Annotated in this window: 18 protein-coding genes and 1 pseudogene; 9 read left to right on the top strand and 10 right to left on the bottom strand. The window is 69.1% G+C overall.

From position 1 onward, the window contains the following. The first annotated feature begins 624 nt into the window (after positions 1–624). Entirely contained in the window at positions 625–1,836 is a 1,212-nt protein-coding gene (coaE, locus tag ACGF7Y_RS26965; protein WP_393238119.1) for a dephospho-CoA kinase, read from the top strand. Positions 1,837–1,880: 44 nt separating this feature from the next. On the opposite strand, the gene ACGF7Y_RS26960 is transcribed toward coaE, so the two are convergent. Next, positions 1,881–2,405, bottom strand: coding sequence for a DUF402 domain-containing protein (locus ACGF7Y_RS26960; RefSeq protein WP_393238116.1), 525 nt, complete (start codon positions 2,403–2,405; stop codon positions 1,881–1,883). 56 nt (positions 2,406–2,461) lie between these two features. Beyond that, positions 2,462–3,112 (bottom strand): DUF402 domain-containing protein, encoded by a 651-nt coding sequence (locus tag ACGF7Y_RS26955; RefSeq protein WP_393238114.1) that lies wholly within the window; start codon positions 3,110–3,112, stop codon positions 2,462–2,464. 501 nt (positions 3,113–3,613) lie between these two features. Between ACGF7Y_RS26955 and uvrB the strand changes: the two genes are divergently transcribed. Then, positions 3,614–5,803 (top strand): excinuclease ABC subunit UvrB, encoded by a 2,190-nt coding sequence (uvrB, locus tag ACGF7Y_RS26950; protein WP_393238112.1) that lies wholly within the window; start codon positions 3,614–3,616, stop codon positions 5,801–5,803. A gap of 65 nt (positions 5,804–5,868) precedes the next feature. On the opposite strand, the gene ACGF7Y_RS26945 is transcribed toward uvrB, so the two are convergent. Further along, positions 5,869–6,339 carry a VOC family protein gene (locus tag ACGF7Y_RS26945; protein ID WP_040866102.1) on the bottom strand — a complete coding sequence of 157 codons (471 nt, stop codon included), beginning with the start codon at positions 6,337–6,339 and terminating at the stop codon, positions 5,869–5,871. A gap of 52 nt (positions 6,340–6,391) precedes the next feature. On the opposite strand from ACGF7Y_RS26945, the gene ACGF7Y_RS26940 reads away from it, so the two are divergent. The 3 genes from ACGF7Y_RS26940 (at position 6,392) to ACGF7Y_RS26930 (ending at position 8,675) form a co-directional block, all read left to right on the top strand. Further along, positions 6,392–7,291 (top strand): DUF6597 domain-containing transcriptional factor, encoded by a 900-nt coding sequence (locus ACGF7Y_RS26940; protein WP_393238110.1) that lies wholly within the window; start codon positions 6,392–6,394, stop codon positions 7,289–7,291. 28 nt (positions 7,292–7,319) lie between these two features. Further along, entirely contained in the window at positions 7,320–7,733 is a 414-nt protein-coding gene (locus ACGF7Y_RS26935) for a DoxX family protein (protein ID WP_393238107.1), read from the top strand. A gap of 489 nt (positions 7,734–8,222) precedes the next feature. Then, positions 8,223–8,675 carry a universal stress protein gene (locus ACGF7Y_RS26930; protein WP_391471447.1) on the top strand — a complete coding sequence of 151 codons (453 nt, stop codon included), beginning with the start codon at positions 8,223–8,225 and terminating at the stop codon, positions 8,673–8,675. 85 nt (positions 8,676–8,760) lie between these two features. On the opposite strand, the gene ACGF7Y_RS26925 is transcribed toward ACGF7Y_RS26930, so the two are convergent. From ACGF7Y_RS26925 to ACGF7Y_RS26915, 3 genes and pseudogenes are all read right to left on the bottom strand, one after another. After that, positions 8,761–11,058 carry a HelD family protein gene (locus tag ACGF7Y_RS26925; protein WP_393238104.1) on the bottom strand — a complete coding sequence of 766 codons (2,298 nt, stop codon included), beginning with the start codon at positions 11,056–11,058 and terminating at the stop codon, positions 8,761–8,763. A 171-nt stretch (positions 11,059–11,229) separates the two neighbouring features. Next, a pseudogene (locus tag ACGF7Y_RS26920) lies at positions 11,230–11,514 on the bottom strand (antibiotic biosynthesis monooxygenase family protein); the annotation flags it as partial. A 5-nt stretch (positions 11,515–11,519) separates the two neighbouring features. Continuing rightward, a complete protein-coding gene (locus ACGF7Y_RS26915) occupies positions 11,520–12,869 on the bottom strand; it encodes a diguanylate cyclase domain-containing protein (RefSeq protein ID WP_393238102.1) in 1,350 nt (449 codons plus the stop codon). A 277-nt stretch (positions 12,870–13,146) separates the two neighbouring features. Between ACGF7Y_RS26915 and ACGF7Y_RS26910 the strand changes: the two genes are divergently transcribed. Next, positions 13,147–14,289: a beta-ketoacyl synthase N-terminal-like domain-containing protein gene (locus ACGF7Y_RS26910; protein WP_393238099.1), complete on the top strand. Its 1,143-nt coding sequence runs from the start codon at positions 13,147–13,149 to the stop codon at positions 14,287–14,289. Between the two features lie 252 nt (positions 14,290–14,541). Next, positions 14,542–15,252 carry a sigma 54 modulation/S30EA ribosomal C-terminal domain-containing protein gene (locus ACGF7Y_RS26905; RefSeq protein ID WP_393238097.1) on the top strand — a complete coding sequence of 237 codons (711 nt, stop codon included), beginning with the start codon at positions 14,542–14,544 and terminating at the stop codon, positions 15,250–15,252. Positions 15,253–15,255: 3 nt separating this feature from the next. Here the strand turns inward: ACGF7Y_RS26905 and ACGF7Y_RS26900 are convergent, their stop codons facing one another. Further along, on the bottom strand, positions 15,256–16,845 hold the full coding sequence (locus ACGF7Y_RS26900; RefSeq protein ID WP_393238095.1) for a GAF domain-containing protein: 1,590 nt from the start codon (positions 16,843–16,845) through the stop codon (positions 15,256–15,258). Positions 16,846–17,327: 482 nt separating this feature from the next. Here ACGF7Y_RS26900 and uvrA point away from each other — a divergent pair, with 482 nt between their 5' ends. Next, positions 17,328–20,279: an excinuclease ABC subunit UvrA gene (uvrA, locus tag ACGF7Y_RS26895; RefSeq protein ID WP_393238093.1), complete on the top strand. Its 2,952-nt coding sequence runs from the start codon at positions 17,328–17,330 to the stop codon at positions 20,277–20,279. 55 nt (positions 20,280–20,334) lie between these two features. Here the strand turns inward: uvrA and ACGF7Y_RS26890 are convergent, their stop codons facing one another. From ACGF7Y_RS26890 to ACGF7Y_RS26880, 3 genes are all read right to left on the bottom strand, one after another. Further along, positions 20,335–21,045 carry an alpha/beta fold hydrolase gene (locus ACGF7Y_RS26890; RefSeq protein WP_393238091.1) on the bottom strand — a complete coding sequence of 237 codons (711 nt, stop codon included), beginning with the start codon at positions 21,043–21,045 and terminating at the stop codon, positions 20,335–20,337. Positions 21,046–21,283: 238 nt separating this feature from the next. Next, positions 21,284–21,625, bottom strand: coding sequence for a DUF1844 domain-containing protein (locus ACGF7Y_RS26885; protein ID WP_040866072.1), 342 nt, complete (start codon positions 21,623–21,625; stop codon positions 21,284–21,286). A gap of 4 nt (positions 21,626–21,629) precedes the next feature. After that, entirely contained in the window at positions 21,630–22,157 is a 528-nt protein-coding gene (locus ACGF7Y_RS26880; RefSeq protein ID WP_393238089.1) for a DinB family protein, read from the bottom strand. Between the two features lie 336 nt (positions 22,158–22,493). Here ACGF7Y_RS26880 and infC point away from each other — a divergent pair, with 336 nt between their 5' ends. Continuing rightward, positions 22,494–23,159 carry a translation initiation factor IF-3 gene (gene infC / locus ACGF7Y_RS26875; RefSeq protein ID WP_083863358.1) on the top strand — a complete coding sequence of 222 codons (666 nt, stop codon included), beginning with the start codon at positions 22,494–22,496 and terminating at the stop codon, positions 23,157–23,159. Positions 23,160–23,215 lie beyond the last annotated feature (56 nt).

Genomic DNA, 23,215 nt, shown 5'->3' with positions numbered 1-23,215 from the left:
CTCTGCTTCAATTCCCGACCGTGCTCCGTTCCCGACCGTGCTCCGGGCAACGCAAAACAGTGGCCCAGCCTTGGCGAGAGGCTGGGCCACTTCGAACTCGGGTTCAGCTTGCGGTAGCAGGTACCCACCGGACCGCGGGTGCGGCCGGACGGTTCCGCATGGCAGCGAAACTGTGCCGCGCGGGACTGATGAACGCGGTGAACCAAGAGCGGCGGTGCTCGGCGAGCGCCGCCGCGACAGCAGGGATGTGAATGCAGTGCACTCGCCCCGCCATGCCCAGGCGGTGGCGACCCGTCTGGTTGATTCTGGTGCCCAATGGTGTTCCTTTGCTTCGCTGGTGTCGGCCTGGATCGCCACGGCGAAGATTAGCGGAACGAAACTGCGGGGCAGAGTATTTTGCCCGAGTAATTGCCTCGGCGTGTCGGAAAGTCGCCGCGGGCGAACCCTAAACATCCGGAATTGTTGCGAATCGGTCTCGGCGCAGTCACGGATCGGGCAAATGGCGTCACCGGTGGTGGAATGCGCGAGCCCATCGGGTAATCGACCGGATCCTCCGTTCCCGCGGGTCGGTACCCGATCGGGGCGGCGGATGGCCGCGCGCGGGCCGGATGCGAGACTGGTCGAATGTTACGAATCGGCCTCACCGGAGGCATGGGCGCGGGGAAGTCGACGGTGGCTCGGGCACTCGCCGACCTGGGCGCGGTGGTCATCGACTCCGACCTGATCGCCCGGGAGGTGGTCGAACCGGGCACCGAGGGGCTGGCCGCTCTGGTCGAGGCGTTCGGCGCCGACATTCTCGCCGCGGACGGCAGCCTCGACCGGCCTGCCCTGGCGGCCAAGGCCTTCGGTGACGACGCGGCGCGCGCGAAACTGAATTCGATCACCCACCCGCTCGTGGGAAAGCGCACCGCGGAATTGATCGGGGCCGCGCCCGCGGACGCCATTGTGGTGCAGGATATTCCGCTTCTGGTGGAAAACGGCCTCGCGCCGCTGATGAATCTCGTGCTCATCGTCGACGTCGACGCCGAAACACGTATTCGCCGCCTCGTGGAATTCCGTGGCGTCGCCGAATCCGATGCGCGGGCGCGTATCTCGGCGCAGGCCACCGACGAACAGCGCCGAGCCGTTGCCGATGTGTTGCTGGACAACAGTGGCGCGCCCGGGAAGGTCGAGGGCGAAGTGCGCAGGCTGTGGGCCGAGCGTTTGGTGCCGTTCGAACGGAACCTGCGTGCCGGGACACCCGCCCGCCGCGACGGCATCCGGCTCGTGCCTGCCGATCCGGCCTGGCCCGCGCAGGCGCAGCGGCTGATCGCCCGGCTGTGGGTGGCCTGCGGCAGCGCCGCGTCGCGCATCGACCACATCGGGTCCACCTCGGTACCGGGGTTGCCCGCCAAGGACGTGATCGATCTACAGATCACGGTCGCTGATCTGGCCGCCGCCGACGGCCTGCGCGAAGCCCTCGGTGCGGCCGGATTCCCGGTGCGGCCGGAGACCACCCAGGACAATCCCAAGCCGACACCGCAGGACCCCGCGGGCGTCGAAACCGCGCTGTGGACCAAACGTTTCCACCAGAACGCCGACCCGGGGCGGTTGGCCAACGTGCACGTGCGCGCCGAGGGATCACCCGGGCAGCAGTACGCGCTGCTGCTGCGGGATTGGCTGCGCGCGGACGACGAGGCGCGCGCGGAGTACCTCGCAGTCAAGCGCGAGGGCGAAGCCGAGGCGGCGGGGCTGACGGGCGCCGAGGCGACCGCCGCCTACCTCGGCGTCAAGGAACCGTGGTTCGACGCCGCCTATGCCAGGGCTCTTGCTTGGCGGGACACGTCGGCGCCCTAGGCCCCGACGAGCGTCCGAACCGGCGGGCAGCGGCCCGCAGGGGGCTAGAGCCAGGTCAAGGTGATGTCCATGGTCTCCAGCCAGCCCTCGAAGGTGTGGCCGTTGGCGGCGATGCCGTCGATGGCGGCGGTCGCGTGCTGCACGGCGGCCTCGGCGTCGGCGAGGGTGATCAGCCCGGCCGCGTGCGCGGCGATCAGCTCGTCGACGTCGAGCAGCTGGGTCTCGCGCGAGGAGCGCACGATGATATCGAGATAGTGATCGACGGCCTTCCACTTCTTCGGGGCGACCGCCGTGAAATCACCGACGTCGAGGTAGTAGTCCTGGTCGCGCCGATGCGCCGGGAGGTAGTGGAAGACCGTCGCGCGCAGATGCAGCTTCGGTAGCAGCCAGGACTCGATGTAATGGAACTGCGGATGGTCCGACGTGCGCGCCATGTACAGGCCCCACGGCTCGACGCGGTACTTCTCGACCGGGCGCACGAACCCTTTCGGATCCGTGTTCGTCAGATCCGCGATGTTGAAGTACTCGACCTTCGGGCGGTGCACGTCGACGATAGGTGCCTGCGTCATGCATCAAGAATCTACCGTCGCTCTCGACCCGTCGAGTCGATGGAGTGATCGGCGGGCTACATCCAGGTGAGCGTGATGCCGTGGGTGGCCAGCCACTCCTCCACGCAATGATCGTGCGCGGCCAGCCCGTCCAGCACCGCCGTGGCCCGCTCGAACGCTCGGTGCGCCTGTGCCGTGTCGACCAGCCCGGCGGCATGCGCGGCCAGCAGCTCGTCGACCCCGAGGAGTTCCGCGGTGTGGCGCGGGCGCACGGCGATGTCGAGGTAGTGGTCGACGGCCTTCCAGCGCTTCGGGCCGACTCGGGTGAACTCCCCGATGTCGAGGCGGTAGACGCGTTCGCGATGGTGTGCCGGGTTGGTCCGCGTCAGCGTCGCGCGCAACGAGAGTCCCGGCAGCAACCAGGATTCGAGGTAGTGCGAATCCGGTCCGGCGACCGGACGCGCCATGTACAGGCCCCACGGCTCGACGTGGAAACGCTCGACGGGGCGGACGAAGCCCTTGGCGTCGGTATTGGTGAGTTCGGCCAGATTGAAGAATTCCACCCTGGGCCGGTGCGGCGGCGGGGTGGCCGCGGCGAGTGGCCCCGGTGGGGCGGCCGCGGCGGCACCGCCGACGGAGGGAACCACCGCGCGGATGTCTCTGGCGACGTACCCGGCGAGGCCGGTCATGGCCGGCACGGCGACGAGCAATGGAATCAGACCGCTCATGGCTCTTGTCCTCACGTCCGAACAACCAGATCAGGTTACACCTGGCGGGGGGCCGCCGCGCGGTTCGAGATAAGCTGTCCTCGAACACGAAACTTATTGTGACAACGGACATTTCGGACATGTAACCGAACGCGCCGAGCGGCCTCGGCGCGGCTGTGAGGCCGCCGGCGCGCCGGCGGCCGGGCGTCTGCTTCCGGTAACCCTCTGTCACCGTGAGTGATCGGGGGTATCCCCGCGGCGTTTCGTCGAAAATGGTTGGTAGGACTCGAAATCGATGTACCCACGCCGCGCAGTCGCGTATCGCTTCGTTTCGGGGTGGCGCCACGGTTTCCAGGCAGACGCGGACTCATCCCCGGCCCTCGCGCCCGGCGGCCGGTAGATTGCCTTCCACTCCGAGTGTGACCGGCTTCACATGATGGGTTCGGTCCCCTGAAGTCGCCGGAATCGGGCCCGCCCGGCACCCCGGGAAAGCTGTCGGTGGGTGGGCCTACGCTGGTGAGCATGGCATTCGCAACCGAGATTCCGGCGGAGGGCTTCGAGGACAGGGCGGCCGAGCAGCCGCTCGCGCACTCGGAGTTCCGCCCCGTCGGCGAGATCGAGCGCGTCGGCGGCCGGTTCGAGGTGGTCAGCGAGCACCAGCCTGCGGGAGACCAGCCCGCCGCGATCGCCGAATTGGAGCGCAGGATCAAAGCGGGGGAGCGCGACGTGGTGCTGCTCGGCGCCACCGGTACCGGAAAGTCGGCCACCACAGCCTGGCTGATCGAGCGGTTGCAGCGGCCTGCGCTGGTGATGGCGCCGAACAAGACGCTCGCCGCCCAGCTGGCCAACGAACTGCGCGAGATGCTGCCGCACAACGCCGTCGAGTACTTCGTCTCCTACTACGACTACTACCAACCCGAGGCGTACATCGCGCAGACCGACACCTACATCGAGAAGGACAGCTCGATCAACGACGATGTCGAGCGGCTGCGCCATTCGGCGACCTCCAGCCTGCTGTCCCGGCGCGATGTGGTGGTGGTCGCCTCGGTGTCGTGCATCTACGGCCTCGGCACGCCGCAGTCGTATCTCGATCGCTCGGTCCAGCTGCAGGTCGGCACCGAGATCGACCGGGACGCGCTGCTGCGGCTGCTGGTCGACGTGCAGTACACCCGCAACGACATGGCGTTCACCCGCGGCTCGTTCCGGGTGCGCGGCGACACCGTGGAGATCATCCCGTCCTACGAGGAGCTGGCCGTCCGCATCGAGTTCTTCGGTGACGAGATAGAAGCGCTGTACTACCTGCACCCGCTCACCGGTGACGTGGTCCGCCAGGTGGACATGCTGCGGATCTTCCCCGCCACCCACTACGTGGCCGGGCCGGATCGGATGGAGCGCGCGGTGCGCGACATCGAGGCCGAACTCGAGGATCGGCTCGCCGAGCTGGAACGCCAGGGCAAATTGCTCGAGGCGCAGCGGCTGCGCATGCGCACCCAGTACGACCTGGAGATGATCCGTCAGGTCGGGTTCTGCTCCGGCATCGAGAACTACTCGCGTCACATCGACGGCCGCCCGGCCGGTTCGGCGCCCGCGACGCTGCTGGACTACTTCCCGGAGGACTTCCTGCTCGTCATCGACGAGTCGCACAACACCGTTCCGCAGATCGGCGGTATGTACGAAGGCGACATGTCGCGCAAGCGCAATCTGGTGGAATACGGCTTCCGGCTGCCGTCCGCGGTGGACAACCGGCCGCTGACCTGGGAGGAGTTCGCCGATCGGATCGGGCAGACGGTCTACCTGTCGGCCACCCCCGGCCCCTACGAGCTCGGGCAGACCGGCGGTGAGGTGGTCGAGCAGGTCATCCGGCCGACCGGCTTGGTCGACCCCAAGGTCGTGGTGAAGCCGACGAAGGGCCAGATCGACGATCTGATCCACGAGATCAGGCAACGCACCGAGCGCGACGAGCGCGTCCTGGTCACCACGCTCACGAAGAAGATGGCCGAGGATCTCACCGATTACCTGCTCGGGCTGGGGGTCCGGGTGCGCTACCTGCACTCCGAGATCGACACCTTGCGCCGGGTCGAGCTGCTGCGGCAGCTGCGACTCGGCGAATACGACGTGCTCGTGGGCATCAACCTGCTGCGCGAGGGCCTGGACCTGCCCGAGGTGTCGCTGGTGGCGATTCTCGACGCCGACAAGGAAGGATTCCTGCGCAGCACCACCGCGCTGATCCAGACGATCGGCCGCGCGGCGCGCAACGTTTCCGGCGAAGTGCACATGTACGCGGACAAGATCACCGACTCCATGCAGTTCGCCATCGACGAGACCGAGCGCCGCCGCGCGAAGCAGATCGCCTACAACGAGGAGATGGGCATCGATCCGCAGCCGCTGCGCAAGAAGATCGCCGACATCCTCGACCAGGTGTACCGCGAGGCCGACGAGACCGAGGTGGAGGTCGGCGGCTCCGGCCGCAATGCCAGCCGCGGCAGGCGTGCGCAAGGCGAGCCCGGACGAGCGGTGAGCGCGGGCGTGTACGAGGGCCGCGACGTCAAGTCGATGCCGCGCGCCGAACTCGCCGATCTCGTCAAAGAACTGACGGCACAGATGATGAATGCCGCGCGAGAGTTGCAGTTCGAGCTCGCCGGACGTCTGCGCGACGAGATCGCGGATCTGAAGAAGGAACTGCGCGGCATGGACGCCGCCGGATTGAGTTGACCCGGATCGCAGCGGCGCTGCCTCCGCGGGCCGTTCGCCGGACAACCGCGGAGGCGGCCGAGCCGTCAGGACTGGGTGGCCATCCATTCGTTCACCCGGCGCTCGGCCTCTTCGCGCGAGACGTCCTCGACCTTGGTGAGCACCGCCCAGCGGTGGCCGAAGGGATCGATGACCACGGCGAACCGATCGCCGGTGACAAAGGTCTGCGGCTCCTCGACGCTGCGGGCGCCGTGTTCGACGGCGCGCCGCACGACCGCGTCGACGTCCGGGCAGTAGTGCACGATCGAGGTGTGCACCCACTCGCCGTTCGGCGCCAAGACGCCGTTGTCGGGAATGGGCATCCCCATCTGCAGGGTCGAATCGCCGATCTTCAGTTCCGCGTGCGCCGGCTGACCATCGGGCAGGTCGTTGCGAGTGATCACCTCGGCCTCGAAGACGGCGGTGTAGAAATCGATCGCTTTGTTGCCATCGCCGACCGCGAGAAAACAGGTGATCGAGTGGTAGCCGTCGGCGATGGGATTCACTGTGTTCGTCATGCCCACCACTTTCGCCGGTCGCGGCCGGTGGGTCTTGTAAGAAAGCGACACCGTGCCGCCTAGTGCCGAATCCGCCGCCGAGCCGCCGCAGGCCCGCAACCCCGCCGCGCCCACCGACACCAAGGGAATCCTGCACCCGGATGAGCAGGCGAAGCATCGCTCCCTGCTCCGCTTGCCGCCGAGCCCGACGGTGGACCGCTACATCGAGTGGTACTGGGCGGTGCAGTGGGATCTGCGCGGCAGGCCGCCGTACCGAGCCGAGGTGCTGTCCTACCCGAGCGTGAACCTCACCTTCGAGCGATCCGAGACGCGCACCGGCGGATTCGTCAATGGCGTGGTCACCACGAAATTCATTCGTGAACTCAGCGGGCAGGGAGAGACGTTCGGGATCCGTTTCCGCGCGGGCGGGTTCGGCGCGTTCACCGGCCTCGACGTCGGCTCGTTCCGCGACCGCGCCGTGCCCATCGGCGACGTGCTGCCCGACGCCGCGAGCCTGACCGAGCAGGTGTTCGACGCGCCGACCGCCGAGCGGCGCCGCCTTGTCGTCGAGAACTACCTCGCGGATCATCCCGTCGTGGCGGACCCTACGTATCACTTAGTGCTGCGCATCGTCGACGCCATGGCCACCGACCAGGAGCTGACCAGGGTCGATCAGATCGCCGAGCGATTCGATGTGCCCGCCCGTACATTGCAGCGCATGTTCCGCCGGTACGTCGGTGTGGGTCCGAAATGGGTGCTGCGGCGCTACCGGTTGCAGGACGGCGCCGATCTGCTGGCGAAGGGCCGTACCGGAGATCTCGCGGCGTTGGCCGCGGAACTCGGTTATTTCGACCAGGCGCACTTCTCGCGTGAGTTCACCACGGAAGTGGGTATGGCCCCCCTCGAATACGCCAAGAATTCGCTACGCTTCCGCAACGAGGTCACCGCAAAGGTCGTACGGACGCGGGATTAGTTGCCGGACTGCCGACGAGGAGCCGGACATGGACGTCGTGGTGTTGATCGGACGAGTGTTGTTCGCGGTGCTGTTCCTGACTTCCGCCCTCGGGCACTTCGCCCGGACCGAGGCGATGGCCGGGTACGCCCAGAGCAAGGGAGTTCCGATGGCGAAGGCCGCCGTGCTCGGCTCGGGCCTGCTGTTCGCCCTCGGCGGCCTGAGCGTGCTGCTGGGTGTCTGGGCCGACCTCGGTGCACTGCTGCTCGTTCTCGCGCTGCTGCCCACCGCCGTCGTGATGCACCGGTTCTGGCAGGAGACCGACGAGGAGACCAAGCAGACCGAGCTGATCCAGTTCAGCAAGGACGTGGCTCTGGCGGGCGCCGCCCTGATGTTGTTCGCGTTCTTCGCACACGTCGACGACCTCGGATTGACCATCACCGGCCCCCTTTTCGACCTCTAGTCCCGCTCCCTGCGCGCTAATATTGCGCATCGTTTTCAGCGCAGGAAGAGGAAGCCATGGACCGCATAGGAGCGATTCTTGGCATATTCTGGGCAAACTATCGGCAGTGGGCCCTGGCGGCACGGTAGTCCGGTTCCCATCGGCCTGTTCCCGACGCGTGATTCATGTGCCGGACAGGCTGGTCTTCATGTGACGGACCTGGCTCTGTGATGAATATCCCAGGGCCGCAAAACGGTTCGACGCGGTTGTGGCACCTCACAGGTTTAGTTCCCCGGAATTGAGTCTGCCCTGGTTGCTCAGGCCCTTCCGGCATTCCCTGGCGAATCCGCGGCGGGAATGGCCGAACACCCCGAGTGTGATGTCTTGCGATTTCTGATATTTCCGCCCGGTTTGCCGCTATGGTCGAGCCCAGTCGCCGCGCCGGCGTCCCGGTCGTACCGAGACGAACCCGTGCGCGGCACCTGACCCACCGCATAGTTGGAGGAGAGAATGACCGCCTACCGGACCATTGTCGTCGGTACCGATGGCTCGGACTCGTCGTATGTCGCCGTCGAGAAGGCAGGGGCCCTGGCCGGTGTGTCCGGCGCGACCCTGGTCATCGCCTGCGCGTACTACCCGACCGACGACCGCGATGTCGCGGCCGCGGCCGATGTGCTGAAGGAAGAGGCCTACCAGGTACGCGGTTCCGCGCCGACCAACGAGATCCTGCGCGTCGCCCGCGATAAGGCGATCGCGGCGGGTGCGGCCGACATCGTCGAGCGCGCGATCGTCGGCGAGCCGGTGGAATCGCTGCTCGCGCTGATGAAGGAGGTCGACGCCGACCTGTTGGTCGTCGGTAACCGAGGCCTGAACACCCTGGCCGGGCGGCTGCTCGGCTCGGTGCCCTCCGACGTGGCGCGCAAGTCCCGCTCCGACGTGCTGATCGTGCACACCGTGCGCTGAGTCTCGCGACGATCGAAAGGCTCCGTGTCCATCGCGAATCGCGATGTGGCGCGGAGCCTTTCTCGTTCCGAGGTCCGGGCGCCGATCAGCGCAGCCGGGCGAGCACGCCGGGCAGGTCCGCACCGTGCACCACGCCGAGCCGCTGGGTGGCGCGCGTCAGCGCGACGTACAGATCGTTGAGCCCGCGGGGCGATTCGCCGAGGATGTCCTGCGGTTCCACCAGGTAGACCGCGTCGAACTCCAAGCCCTTCACCTCGTGCACGGTCAGTACCCGCACCGACTCGCCCGCGAGATCGGCCAACTCCGCCACCAGCGCCTGCGGCGCGATCACCGCCGTGGTGCCCGGCCCCGTCTCGGTGGCAACCAGCCGGGCCACCTCCGCGTGCACCTCGTCGGGCGCGACCCGGTACGCACGCGGCGCGACGCCGGTCTCGCGGACCGAACGCGGCGCGGTCGCGTCCGGATCGATGGCGGCAAGGACGTCGGCCGCGACGTCCATGATCTCCGCGGGGGTGCGGTAGTTGACGGTGAGCTCGGTCAACTTCCACCGGGACGCGACGTAGGGCTCCAGCATCCGCTGCCACGAGGACGCGCCCGCCGGGTCGCCGGTCTGGGCGACGTCCCCGACCACGGTGACCCACCGGTTCGGGATGCGCCGCATCACCATGCGCCACGCCATCTCCGACAGCTCCTGCGCCTCGTCCACGATCACGTGACCGTAGGTCCAGGTGCGATCGCCCGCGGCGCGCTCCGCGGTCGTCTGGCGGGAACGGGTGTCCTGCCGTTCGGCCAACTGGCTCGCGTCGATCAGGTCGTAGGCCATGAGGATCTCGGGATCGAGATCGTCCTCGAGATCCTGCGGGGCGGAGCCGGTGAGGATGTCGAGGGCGTCCTGCGCCTCGGCGATCCGGGCGCGCCAGCGGCGACGGGCGCGCTCGCGTTCCTCGGTGTCGTCCACGCCCAGCAGCTCGGCCAGCTCGTCCAGCAGCGGCGCGTCCGCGGCGCTGAACCGCCCGTCGTCCGGTCGCGACAGTTCGGCGCGGTCGGCCGGATCCAGCGAGCTCGCGGCCCGGTCCAGCCGCTTCGGGTCGGCGAGCAGGTCGGCCAGCACGTCCTGCGGGGACAGGATCGGCCAGAGTTTCGCGATGGCGGCCTGGATCTGCGGATCGGCCCGCATCTCGTCGCGGATCTCGGTGAGGTCGGCCGAGCTGAGCAGGCTGGGGCCGCCGGAGAGATCGGAGCCCATGGTCTCGGCCAGTTGATCGGTCAGCGCGTCGATCACCGAGGCGGCGAAGATCGGCCGGGCCAGGTTGTGCGGGCGGCGCGAGGACCGGGCGCGGCCGCGGGCCTTGGTGGCGATCTTGCGATCCAGCGTGACCGGATAGCCGTCGAAGCTGAGCCGGACGGGTTCGGCGGGCACTTCCTGACGGTCGCGCACCGCCTGCTTGAGCACCTCCAGGATGGTCAGCGAGCCCTTGATCTCGCCGGCGCGCAGTGAGTCCTCGCGGGCCGCGCGCACGCCCGGGTACAGATCGCCGACGGTGGACAGCAGCACGCCGGTCTCGCCGAGCGACGGCAGCACCTGCCCGATGTAGTCCAGGAAGGTGGCGTTCGGCCCGATGATCAGCACGCCGCTCTTGGCCAGCTGCTGACGGTAGGTGTAGAGCAGATACGCCGCGCGATGCAGCGCGACGGCGGTCTTGCCGGTGCCCGGCCCGCCCTGCACGACGAGCACGCTCTTGTGCTCGGAGCGGATGATCGCGTCCTGCTCGTGCTGGATGGTCTCGACGATGTCGTTCATGTGACCGGTGCGTGCGGCGTTGAGCGCGGACAGCAGCGCGCTCTCACTGCCGACACCGCCGTCGGCGTCGGTGACGCCGGCCCTGCGCGCGGCCTCCAGATCGAGGTACTCGTCGTTGATCGCGGTGACCTTGCGATTGCGCGAGCGGATGTGCCTGCGCCGGGTCACACCGTCCGGCGCCGCGGTGGTGGCCAGGTAGAACGGACGCGCCAGCGGAGCGCGCCAGTCCAGCAGCAGGCTCTCGTAGTCGTCCTTCTCGTCGAGGATGCCGAGCCTGCCGATGTAGCGGTACTCCTCCTGCTCTCCGTCGAGGTCGATGCGGCCGAAACACAGGCCGTGCTCGGCGGCATCGTATTTCGCCAGGTCCTCGGTGTAGAGCTGGCTGAAGGACTCTCGTTCGCTGCGCGCCTGCGGGGTGCCCCCGGTCTCCAGCAGCACCGTGCGCAACCGGTTGCGCGCGTAGTCGCGCATCTCGTCCAGCCGCTCGTACAGCACCGACAGGTACGCCTGTTCCCGGTCGGTCTCGCGGGTCCGCTCGGGGGTGCCGTCGTGAGCGGCACGGTCCTGAGTGAGGTCGGGCAAACTGAACTCCTTGTCACCGCGAACAGGCGCGCGCACGCTACCCCGGCCGGGCAGGTGAACGCGCGGAAAGCAGAGTTGTCGAGTCTACCGGGGCGGCTGCGGGCTCGCCGTAACCGCAGGTGAGTGCCCTGGCCGCGAAGCGGGGCCCGGGTCGTCGTCCGGGGTGAGCGGTACCGGTGTGAAATGCTCGACCACCGGGAACGGGTCGTAGAAGTGGTGTAGCAGGTCCTTCCAGCGCTGATATTCCGGCGAGCCGCGGAATCCGACGACGTGATCGTCGAGCCCGTCCCATTCCACCCGGAGCAGGTAGCTGCCCGGCGACTCCACACCGCGCGACAGCGACAGCGACCGGAAGCCGGGCATGCTCGCGATGATCGGCCGCGCCGCGGCGAAAGCGGCCTCGAAATCGGCCGCACGCTCGGGGCGAACCGGCAGCAGGGCGTGTTCGATGATCATGCGCGTCAGGAGGCGTGGGTGCTGTTCGGCCTGCGGCCCTTGGTGACGGTGCCTTCGCGTCGCCCCGGCGGCTTCGCGCGGTACATCGCCAGGTCCGCGTCGTGCAGCACGGCTTCCGGGCTGCGCCGATCGCCCACCTCGAGTTCGGTGACGCCGATCGAGGCGTTCACCTCGATCCGGTGCCCGCGCGCGATGATCGGCTCGGCCATGGTGGAACGCAATCTGCTCACCAGCGCTTCGATGTCGACGCGGCGGGTGCGGCCGGACAGCAGCACCAGGAACTCGTCACCGCCGAGCCTGCCGACGATGTCGTCGCCGCGCAGCGCGCGCTGCAACCGCTGGGCGACGATCTGCAGCACCGTGTCGCCGATGGCGTGCCCGAGGGTGTCGTTGATCGCCTTGAACCCGTCCAGGTCGATGAACAGCACGGTGGACACCGGCAGCAGTTCGTCGGTGCTGGCCAGCGCGGCGGCCAGCTGGGAAAGGATCAGCGAGCGGTTGGCCAGCCCGGTGAGCGAGTCGTGCGTGGCCTGATACTCCAATTGCCGCCTGCTGGCACGGAATTCGGTGATATCGGCGAAGGAGGACACGGCCGAGGAGCGCGGGTCGCCGGGGTTGAGCAGGCGGCTGCTGCCCGACAGCCAGCGGCGCTGACCGTCCACCCGGTCGACGCCGAAGACGTAGCCGGTGATGGTCTCGCCCGTGGCGAGCGTGCGCGCCACGGGATGGCGGCCCGGCGGCAGCAGCTGGGCGTTCGCGTCCAGCAGCACCAGCGGCAGCGACTGGATGGTGCGCCCGATCACCTGGCGGTCGGGTCCCTCGGTGCCGAAGATGCGTTTGGCCGCCGGGTTCATCGATTCGATGCGGCCCTCCGGATCGATCACCACGACGCCCTCCTCCAACTGGGAGACGACCGTGGTGAAGTAGTGCTCGGCTCTGCGCTGCGCGGCCTCGGCGTGGCGCTGAGCGGTGAGGTCGTGGATCACCACCTGGTAGGCGAGGCGGTCGTGCCAGGCGGTCAGCACCGACACCGTCTCCACGGGGACGGTGCCGCCGTCCACCCGCATCAGCGTCATCTCGGTGGGGATCGAGGCCGCGCCCGCGGTGGTGAGGGTGCTGATGCGGTCTAGCATCGAGGGGACGGACGCGGGGTGGACGAAGTCGGTGAGCGGGCGGCCGACGATCTCCTCGGCGTTCTCCGCGGCGAGCAGGCGGACGGTCGCCGGGTTGACGTAGACGACCCGGCCGCGCTCGTGCACACAGATTCCGTCCGGGGTGTGTTCGACCAGGGAGCGGTAGCGCGCGGCCAGCTGTTCGGCGGCGTCGACCGCGGCGGCCAGCTTGTCGTCACCCACTCGAACCCCCGATCATCGACCCGATTATGGCCATTGGAACACGGGATCATTCTGGTATCGACGTGTACAAGATCACATCGTCCACGGTATTGCTTCGATCACAGTACTGGCACGTTCTCGGCCGGGGTCCGGCGATCATGGCAGATACCGGTTGCCGAGTCGAGAAGGGGCGAACCGCTCGAGCGTCCCCGGGCAGCCGGCGAAGGAGCGAGACATGCCGGGTGCCGACCCGAACACCGCCGCGCGGTTCCCAACTCCGCCGAGGCATCGAGATCCTATGACCATCGCCGGGATCGGCGCGATCACCGGCTACGGGTGGGGCCGTGAACGACTGTGGAACGGGTTGCTCAGCGGCAAGTCGGCCGCCGCCCTGCTGCCCGGCTACGGGCCCGGCCGGGACGAGGACGCCTGGGTTTCGCTGGTGCCCGACGGCGGCGATCCCGAGCTGAGCACGAGCCGTTACGGCCGGGCCGTGCACGAGGCGGCGCGGGAGGCCGTCGCCGACGCCCGCGAGCGGGGCTGGCGGCCCGGCCGCACGGTCGGTCTGCTGCACGCCATCGTGCTCGGCGACGTGGCGGACTGGCGTGACTTCTACCTCGTCGACGGGGGCAACCGCCGGTCGAGGGACTACCTGCGGCTGTTGCCGTCCACCCCGGTCTCGATGCTGATGCAGGAGTTCGGCTTCCACGGTCCGGCCATGAACGTGTCCGCCGCGTGCAGTTCCGCCAACGTCGCGCTGATCACCGCGAAGCTCTGGCTGGACGCGGGCATGGCCGACGACGTGCTTTTCGTGGCGACCGACCTGTCCGCCACCCCGGACATGGTGGAGAGCTTCGTCCGGCTCGGCGCCGCGGTCACCGACGCCGAACCGCTGGACGCGTGCCGCCCCTTCCAGCAGGGCAGCCGCGGGTTCAGCATGGGGGAGGCGTCGGTGGCGTTCGTGCTGACCCGTTCGGCGGACCGGCCCTACGCCGCGGTCCTCGGCGGCGCGATGTCCAACGACGCCTATCACGTGGTCTCGGTCGACCCGACGCACGAGCAGATCCTCGACTGCGCTCACCGCGCGCTCACCGATGCGGAAATCGCCGCCACGGACGTGCGTTATTTCAACGCGCACGGCACCGGAACCAGGCAGTGCGATGTGGCCGAGCATCATCTGATCGAGCACCTGTTCGCAGGCCCTCCGCACATCTACGCGCTGAAGCCGCTGGTGGGCCACTGTCAGAGCGCGGCGGCCGCCGTCGAGGTGGCGGCGGCCGCGCTCGGCTACGAGCGCGGCATCGTGCCCGCGGCCCCGATCGTCGCGCCCGCGCATCCACGGTTGCTGGACGGCCCGGCGCCGTTCGAGGGCGGCGTCACCCTGAAGCTCTCCCTCGGCATGGGCGGCAACAACTCCGTCGTAGTGCTCGGCGCCGCCTGACCGTGGTCGGCGCGGTCGCCGACCGCGATCCGCCGCGCGGGCGATCGCCCCGCCCGGCCCGGCGAGCGGGATTCGGCCGTGTGCCAGCACTTTTCGCCGATGGGGACTTTCGGCCCTGTTCGCGGCACCGCACGCGGTGCTGGCATAGGGGCGGGACGGATCGATCCGGAGAGCGGGGCAATGCAGATGGTCTCATCGGGGCTGCGGTGCGTATCGGATCAGTGGACGACGGCCGTGGGGCCGGAAGTCACGGTGACCACGCGAGGGGAGGTGGCCGCCTTGGACGTCACGCGGGCGGTGCGAGCCGTCTCCCGGGTGCTGCGCAGACACCATCTCGACGCTCCCGCCCGGGTGCGCCTCGGCGCGCTGCCCGGCCCGGAGGCCCTGACGGTGGTGCAGGTCGACGTCCGCCACCGGGACGTCGTGACCCGGGTCCAGGTCACCGGGCCGCGCGGGTTCGCGGTGACCTTCGCCGCCGAGCGGCTCGACCGCCGGTTGGCCCGGCTGGCCGCGCGGGAAACGCGGACCTGGCCCGATCCGGCACGGCCGACGCTGTCCCGCGCCGGGGAACCGCGTCCGATCGTTCGCCGCAAACGGTGTGCCCTGTCCACCTGCACGCCCGCCGAAGCGGTCGCGGTGCTGGACGCCATGGATTACGAGGCCCACCTGTTCACCGACGCCGAGACCGGCGAGGACGCGGTGGTGCACTGGGCGGCGCCGGGCGTGCGGCTCATCCGCCAGCGGGCGACGTATCCACCGACCCGGTCGCCGGAGCTGGTCCGGCGCACCCCGCCGATCGTCGTGGACGCGGAGCCCGCCGCATGCCTGCCTCCGGCCGAGGCTGCGACGGCGTTGTGCCGCGGCGGACTGCCGTTCCTGTTCTGTACCGACCCGGACAGCGGCCGGGGCGGGCTGTTGTACCGGCGCCACGACGGCGATCTGGCGCTCGTCGCGCCCGTCTGATCGCTAGACCAGCGGCGCGGACCAGTGCACCCTGGTGCCGCCGCTCTCGGTCCGCCCGACCGTGCAGCGACCGTCGGACATGCTCGCCCGCTGCGCGAGGTTGGCCAGCCCGCTCGGTGTGACCTCCGCGGGCATGCCCGCGCCGTTGTCCTCGACGAGCACGGTCAACTCGTCGCCGACGGTGATCTCGACGGCGAGCCGGTTGCCGCCGGAATGGCGCACCGCGTTGCTGATCGATTCGCGCACCACGGCTTCCGCGTGGTCGGCCAGTGCGTCGCCCACCACCGACAGCGGCCCGGCGAATCGCACACTGGTCCGGAAGGCGCCGTCGGCGGTCTGCTGGCGGATCGCGTCCTCCAGTCGCCGCCGCAGCGGGTCGCCGCCGTGCAGGTCGAAGATCGACGTGCGGATCTCCTGCACGACCTCCTGCAAACCGTCCATCTCGGCCGAAAGCCGTTGCCGGACTTCGGGATCCTGCGTGCGTGCCGCGGTCGCCCGTAACCCGAGCCCGACCGCGAACAACCGTTGGACGACGTGGTCGTGCAGGTCGCGCGCGATGCGGTCGCGGTCGGCGAGCACGTCGAGTTCGCGCATCCTGCGCTGGGTCTCGGCCAGTTGCATGGCCAGGGCCGCCTGGTCGGTGAACGCGGCGGTCAGTTCGATCAATTCGCCGGGGTAGGGGGGAGCCCCGGGCGGCCGCGCGATGATCAGCACGCCGAGCGCGAGATCCGCGGTCTGCAACGGCAGCACCAGCGCGGGCCCCGCCGGGCCCACCGCGGCGCCGAGATCCGCCGCGGCGGCCTCCGGCACCTGTACCGGCGCGCGCTGCGTGAATGCCGTGCCGGTGACGGTGCCCGCGATGCGCACCCGCTCCGGGCCCGGTCCGGGGCCGAACCATTGCGCCACCACGAGTTCGGTGGCTTCGTCGGGCGGCGTCGCGGGCGCCACCACGGCAAGCAGCGCCTGCTGCGAACCGGTCAGCGCGCGGGCGCGGGCGACCACCTGCGCGAGCACCAGATCCGGCGCCGTGCCCGCGAGGAATTCGGTCGCGATGTCGCGGGTCGCCTCGATCCACGCCTGTCTGGTCCGCGCGGATTCGTACAGCCTGGCGTTCTCGATCGCGATGCCCGCCGCGGCGGCCAGCGCCAGCACGACGGCCTCGTCGTCGTCGGTGAAGGGTTGCCCACCCGCCTTCTCGGTGAGGTACAGATTGCCGAAGATCTCCTCGCCGACCCGCACGGGGACGCCGAGGAAGCTGCCCATCGGCGGATGGCCGGGCGGAAAGCCCACGGAGGCAGCGTGTTCCGACAGGTCGTCCAGCCGGATCGGTCGCGGGTGCGCCAGCAGCAGGCCGAGTACGCCCTGCCCTCGCGGAGACCGGCCGATGTGGGCCGGCGTCAGGTCGTCGACGCCCTGGAAGATGAATTCGACCAGCCGATCGCCGTGTCCGCGTACGCCGAGCGCCCCGTAGCGGGCGTCGACCAGACGGGTGGCGGTCCGCACGAGGGCGCGCAGAGTGTCGAGCACCGTTGACGAGAGATGAGGGGTGAGTTCCGTCATGAAGGAGTCGGGGGAGGCCGGTGGGGGGCGCACAGCGCGCTCAGTCTAATCGGCGGTCCGTGCGTGCGCTGCGGAGTTGCGCCGAGCGACGGCCCGGAGGAGTCGGCGCGGCCGGAGACATCGGCGCGGTCTCGACCAGCGTGGGTTCCCGGGTCGTGATGTGGCTCGTCACACACCCGCGGGGTGACGTCGAGCACCCGGGCGGCCGCGCGCCGCTGCGCTGTCGATCACTCGCCTCCCAGGTCCCGGCTGCTGCCTCGGGTGCGGGCGGCAGCGTGACGGCCGCGTCGAGGGGAATGCCGAGTGCGGTCGCGCTGTTGACCAGTGGTGCCGGGAGGGCGATGCTACGGAGGCGTCCTGGCCTGTTTCCCCGGCCCGATCCGTAATGTCCGGTCGCCGGGTTTCCCGCTATTCGTCGAGGTGACGGGCGGTCCGCGAAACTTGTCGGTGCCCATGCCTAGCATGGCGGCCGGGGGTATGTCTGGACGCCGAACACGAAGGAGAAGGGACGACCTGTGGCGGAACGCCTCACTGTGCGCGGAGCTCGGGAACACAACCTGAAGGGTGTCGATCTCGACCTGCCCCGCGACAGCCTCATCGTGTTCACCGGTCTGTCCGGCTCCGGCAAGTCCAGCCTGGCCTTCGACACGATCTTCGCCGAAGGGCAGCGCCGCTACGTCGAGTCGCTGTCGGCGTACGCGCGGCAGTTCCTGGGGCAGATGGACAAACCCGACGTCGACTTCATCGAAGGCCTGTCACCCGCGGTGTCCATCGACCAGAAGTCGACCAACCGGAACCCGCGCTCCACCGTGGGCACCATCACCGAGGTCTACGACTATCTGCGGTTGCTCTACGCGCGGGCGGGCACGCCGCACTGCCCCGTGTGCGGCGAGCTGATCGCCAAGCAGACGCCGCAGCAGATCGTCGACCAGGTGCTGGCCATGGAGGAGGGCATCCGCTTCCAGGTGCTCGCCCCGGTGGTGCGCACCCGCAAGGGCGAGTTCGTCGATCTGTTCGACCAGCTGAACTCCCAGGGCTACTCCCGCGTGCGGGTCGACGGCGTGGTCTATCCGCTCACCGACCCGCCGAAGCTGAAGAAGCAGGAGAAGCACGACGTCGAGGTCGTGGTCGACCGGCTGGCGGTGAAGCCGGGTTCCAAGCAGCGCCTCACCGATTCGATCGAGACCGCGCTGCGGCTCGCCGACGGCATCGTGGTGCTCGACTTCGTCGATCGCGACGAGCACGCGCACGATCGGGAGCGCCGCTTCTCCGAGCGCCTCGCCTGCCCGAACGGTCACCCGCTGGACATCGAGGACCTGGAGCCGCGCTCGTTCTCGTTCAACTCGCCCTACGGCGCCTGCCCGGACTGCACCGGCCTCGGCATCCGCAAGGAGGTCGACCCGGAACTGGTGGTGCCCGACCCGGCGCTGAGCCTCAACGACGGCGCCATCGCGCCGTGGTCGCGCGGCCAGACCGCCGAGTACTTCACCAGGCTGCTGTCCGGTCTCGCCGACGCCATCGGCTTCTCCATGGACACCCCGTGGCAGGACCTGCCGCCCAAGGCGCGCAAAGCGGTGCTGGAGGGCAGCGCCGACCAGGTGCATGTGTCCTACACCAACCGTTACGGCCGCAAGCGCTCGTACTACGCGGACTTCGAGGGTGTGATGCCGTTCCTGCAGCGGCGCCTGGAGAGCACCGAGTCCGAGCAGATGAAAGAGCACTACGACGGGTACATGCGCGACATCCCGTGCCCGGTGTGCAACGGCGCCCGGCTGCGCCCGGAGATACTCGCCGTCACCATCGCCGCGAACGGCGACAAGAAGTCCATCGCCGACGTCAGCGATCTGTCCATCGGCGAGTGCTCGGCGTTCCTGAATTCGCTCACCCTGGGGGAGCGCGAGGCGGCCATCGCCGGGCAGGTGCTCAAGGAGGTGCAGGCGCGGCTGGGCTTCCTGCTCGATGTGGGCCTGGAGTACCTCACGCTGTCCCGCGCGGCCGCCACGCTCTCCGGCGGTGAGGCGCAGCGCATCCGGCTCGCCACCCAGATCGGCTCCGGTCTGGTCGGCGTGCTGTACGTGCTCGACGAGCCGTCCATCGGCCTGCATCAGCGGGACAATCGCAGGCTCATCGAAACCCTCACGCGCCTGCGCAATCTCGGCAACACGCTGATCGTTGTCGAGCACGACGAGGACACCATCCGCGCCTCGGACTGGGTGGTCGACATCGGTCCGTTCGCCGGCGAGCACGGCGGCACGGTGGTGCACAGCGGGCCCTACGAAGAACTGCTCACCGACCCGAACTCGCTGACCGGGGCGTATCTGTCGGGCCGGGAGCGGATCGAGGTGCCGCTGGTGCGCCGTCCGGTCGGCAAGAAGCGCCAGCTGACCGTCGTCGGGGCGAGCGAGCACAATCTCCAGGGCATCGACGTCGCCTTCCCGCTCGGCGTGCTCACCTCGGTGACGGGCGTCTCCGGATCGGGCAAGTCGACGTTGGTGAACGACATCCTGGCGACGGTGCTGGCGAACCGGCTCAACGGCGCGCGGCAGGTGCCCGGCAGGCACACCCGGGTCAACGGCCTCGACCACCTCGACAAACTGGTGCAGGTGGACCAGTCGCCGATCGGCCGCACGCCGCGGTCCAACCCCGCCACCTACACCGGCGTCTTCGACAAGATCCGCACGTTGTTCGCGGCCACCACCGAGGCGAAGGTGCGGGGATACCAGCCGGGCCGGTTCTCGTTCAACGTCAAGGGCGGTCGCTGCGAGGCCTGCTCCGGCGACGGCACGCTGAAGATCGAGATGAACTTCCTGCCGGACGTCTACGTTCCCTGCGAGGTCTGCCACGGGGCCCGGTACAACCGGGAAACCCTCGAGGTGCACTACAAGGGCAAGACCATCGCCGAGGTGCTGGACATGTCCATCGAGGAGGCCGCCGAGTTCTTCGAACCGGTGACCTCGATCCACCGCTACCTCAAGACCCTGGTGGACGTCGGACTCGGCTATGTGCGCCTCGGGCAGAGCGCTCCCACCCTCTCCGGTGGCGAGGCCCAGCGGGTGAAGCTCGCCGCCGAGTTGCAGAAGCGGTCCACCGGCCGCACCGTGTACATCCTCGACGAGCCGACCACGGGCCTGCACTTCGAGGACATCCGCAAGCTGCTCAACGTCATCAACGGCTTGGTGGACAAGGGCAACACGGTGATCGTCATCGAACACAACCTGGACGTCATCAAGACCTCCGACTGGGTGATCGACATGGGCCCCGAGGGCGGCTCCGGCGGCGGCACCGTGGTGGCGGAGGGCACGCCGGAAGACGTCGCGGCCGTCGCGCACAGCTACACCGGCCAGTTCCTCAAAGAGGTGCTGGACCAGCCGCCCGCGCCGCAGACCGCCGCGAAGAAGGCTCCGGCGAAGAAGACAGCTGCGAAGGCCACCAAGCGCGCGGTGAAGAAGACCGCGGCGGTCGGCTGACCCGTCGTCCGATGCGGCGCGGCCCCGATGCTCCGGGGCCGCGCCGCTTTTCGCCTCAGCGGTTGGCGATGGTGTGGATCAGTGCGGCGAGTTCCTTCGGCTTCGACCACATGGGCCAGTGTCCCGTGGGCAGGTCGACGTACTCGGCATCGATGCGCGCCAGCTCGGCGAAGAGGGGGGCTTCCCCGTTGTCCCGCAGCTTCTCGACCAGATCGGCGGTCATGCTGCTGCAGATCACGGTGGTCGCCACCGCCAGCCGCGCGGCCGAATCGCTCAATCGCAGCGGCGCGGCCGCGACGGACGTGGGCTCCGGCACGGCGCGTTCGCGGAAGCGGGCCAGGGCGGCTTCGTCCAGGCCCGCCAAGCTGCTGCCTCCCGCCTCCAGTTCGGGCCATTCCGGCAGCGCCCACTCGCGCGCGGCGATGTCCAGGGCGGAGTTGATGACGAAGCCGTTGGGCAGCGGCGCGCTGTCGACGTAGATCGCCCGGCGGAACAGGGCGGGCGCCCGGTCGATGGCGAGATAGGCGGGCGCCGCGCCGCCGGAGTGCGCGACGAGCACGACGGTCTCGTCCGCGGGCACCGCGTCGATGATGGCTTGCGCTTGGGATTCCAGGGTGGCCGACAATCGATCGGGATCAGCCGCGTCCAGGCCGGGGAGCGTGAGCGCCGTTACCTCGTTGCCACGCTGCCGCAGATCGGGTGCGACCTCGTCCCACGCCCATGCACCGAGCCAGAATCCGGGAGCGAGCAGAATCCGAGTAGCCATGGGCTCACTGTGCCCTACCTGTTGGGAAATTTCCTAAACATCGTTGTCTCAGTGCGTGATTCGCCCACAATTTCCGCCGCGCTTCGGAATTCCGTCGGGCCGGGGCCCGACGGGTACATCCTCGCCTTATGCCGCCCCCGGTCGGCGGCTCGGCGCAGCGCGACACCGGGCGTCCTCGCTCAGCGCCGGGATCGAGCCGCTGGGTGCGCGACGTCCTGGTGTCCCGTGGCCGGGCCGGTCAGTAGACCGGGCCGGTGTACTTCTCGCCAGGGCCCTTGCCCGGCTCGTCGGGATGCGCGGAGGACTCCCGGAAGGCGCGTTGCAGCGACTGCAACCCTTCGCGAATCGGTCCGGCGTGCGGGCCCAGGTACTCCACCGACGCCGTGACGAGTCCCGCCAGCGCGGTGATCAGGCGGCGCGCCTCGTCCAGGTCGCGGCGCGGGCTGGCGTCCGGGTCCTCGTCGGCCAGCCCGAGCTTCTCCGCCGCCGAGCTCATCAGCATCACCGCGGCGCGGCTGATCACCTCGACCGCGGGGATGTCGGCCAGTTCGCGTACGGAGGCGTCGAGCTCGTCAGTCATGCCTTCAGGCTAGCGACGCCGCGCGCAGCATCCGGAGGTGGCCGATCTCCGTGACGTTCTTCATCAGCTCCGCGTTCACCCAGCCCGCCAGGTGCGCGACGGTCAACCCGGCCTCGGCGGGCCACGGATAGGCGGAAGGGCGGTCCAGATCGGTCTCGGCGAGCCCGTCGAGCACGCGCTTCCACTCGCTGTGCAGATCGCGCAGGCAGGCGATGGCGGCGGCGCCGTCACCGGGCCAGTGCACGTCCTCCCGCGCGGGCGGGGTGGCGCCTTCGGCATGATCGATGGCGGCGCCCCACCACCAGCCGATGTGCCAGGTGAGCCAGCCGATCGTGGGGACGGGCACGGGGTCGGGTTCGGTGTCGGCCCAATCCGGCCGCCATACGCCGTCGGCATCGGGGCGGACCGTCCAGCTGAGGTCGGCGGGTTCCCAGAGGAAGTCCTCCGGCGTGAGAGCGTCGAGGTGGATCCCGGCGAGTGACCAGGTCAGGTCGAACTGCCATCGCAGCAGGTCGCGGCGTGTTGTGAGCACCGGGGGAGCGTGGCACGCGGGACACGGCCGGGCAAGCTGATTTCGGCCCGATTCGGCGATAGCGGAACGGAATGTTAGACTTTCCGCTGACGACCGCCCCGGGCTTGCCTCGGGGCTGATAAGTGGAGCCCGACTCCCACCGTTGCCGACGAATTATCGTACGGCCAACGGTCCGGTCGCCCGCCCCGCGAGGGCGGGTTTCTCGTGCCGAGGTTCTCGTGGAGAACTGGGACGCGAGGGTCGGCCCGAGTTCACTCGTGGCCGGCGATCGGTCGACATCGGGCCCCGTCGCGGAATACCGCACCGGGGCCTTCGTGTTGAACAGGGGTTGCAGTTATTGCGCGCGGTCGTCCGACGACACCGCTTGACCTAGGAGGCCCCATCAGCACTGAGACCCGCATCAACGATCGCATCCGTGTTCCCGAGGTCCGGCTCATCGGACCGGGCGGCGAGCAGGTTGGGATCGTGCGTGTTGAAGATGCACTACGCGTCGCCCTCGAAGCCGACCTCGATCTGGTCGAGGTGGCACCGGATGCCCGTCCGCCGGTCTGCAAGATCATGGATTACGGCAAGTTCAAGTACGAGACGGCGCAGAAGGCGCGCGAGTCTCGGAAGAACCAGCAGCAGACGGTGATCAAGGAGCAGAAGCTCCGTCCGAAGATCGACGACCACGACTACGAGACCAAGAAGCGCAACGTCGTTCGCTTCCTCGAGGCCGGGTCCAAGGTCAAGGTGACGATCATGTTCCGGGGACGCGAGCAGTCCCGTCCCGAACTCGGCTTCCGGCTGCTGCAGCGCCTGGCGTCCGACGTCGCCGAGCTCGGTTTCGTGGAAACCTCGGCCAAGCAGGACGGTCGCAACATGACCATGGTCCTCGCCCCCCACAAGGGTGCGAAGACCCGGGTGAAGGCGCAGCAGGAGTCGGCCCCGCGCCCGGCGCCCAGCGCCGCCCCGGCCGGTCAGCCCGCTGCGGAGCAGGCCGAGACCGCCGGCCCGCAGTAACACCGATCAGAACACCGGCGGTCCGCCCCGACCGCCGGGACGACAGATAGAGGAAT

The organism is Nocardia sp. NPDC047654 (genome assembly GCF_043205035.1).
Classification (GTDB): Bacteria; Actinomycetota; Actinomycetes; order Mycobacteriales; family Mycobacteriaceae; genus Nocardia.
The sequence above is the reverse complement of the archived record's forward strand: the minus strand, read 5'-3'. Positions and strand labels throughout refer to the sequence as shown.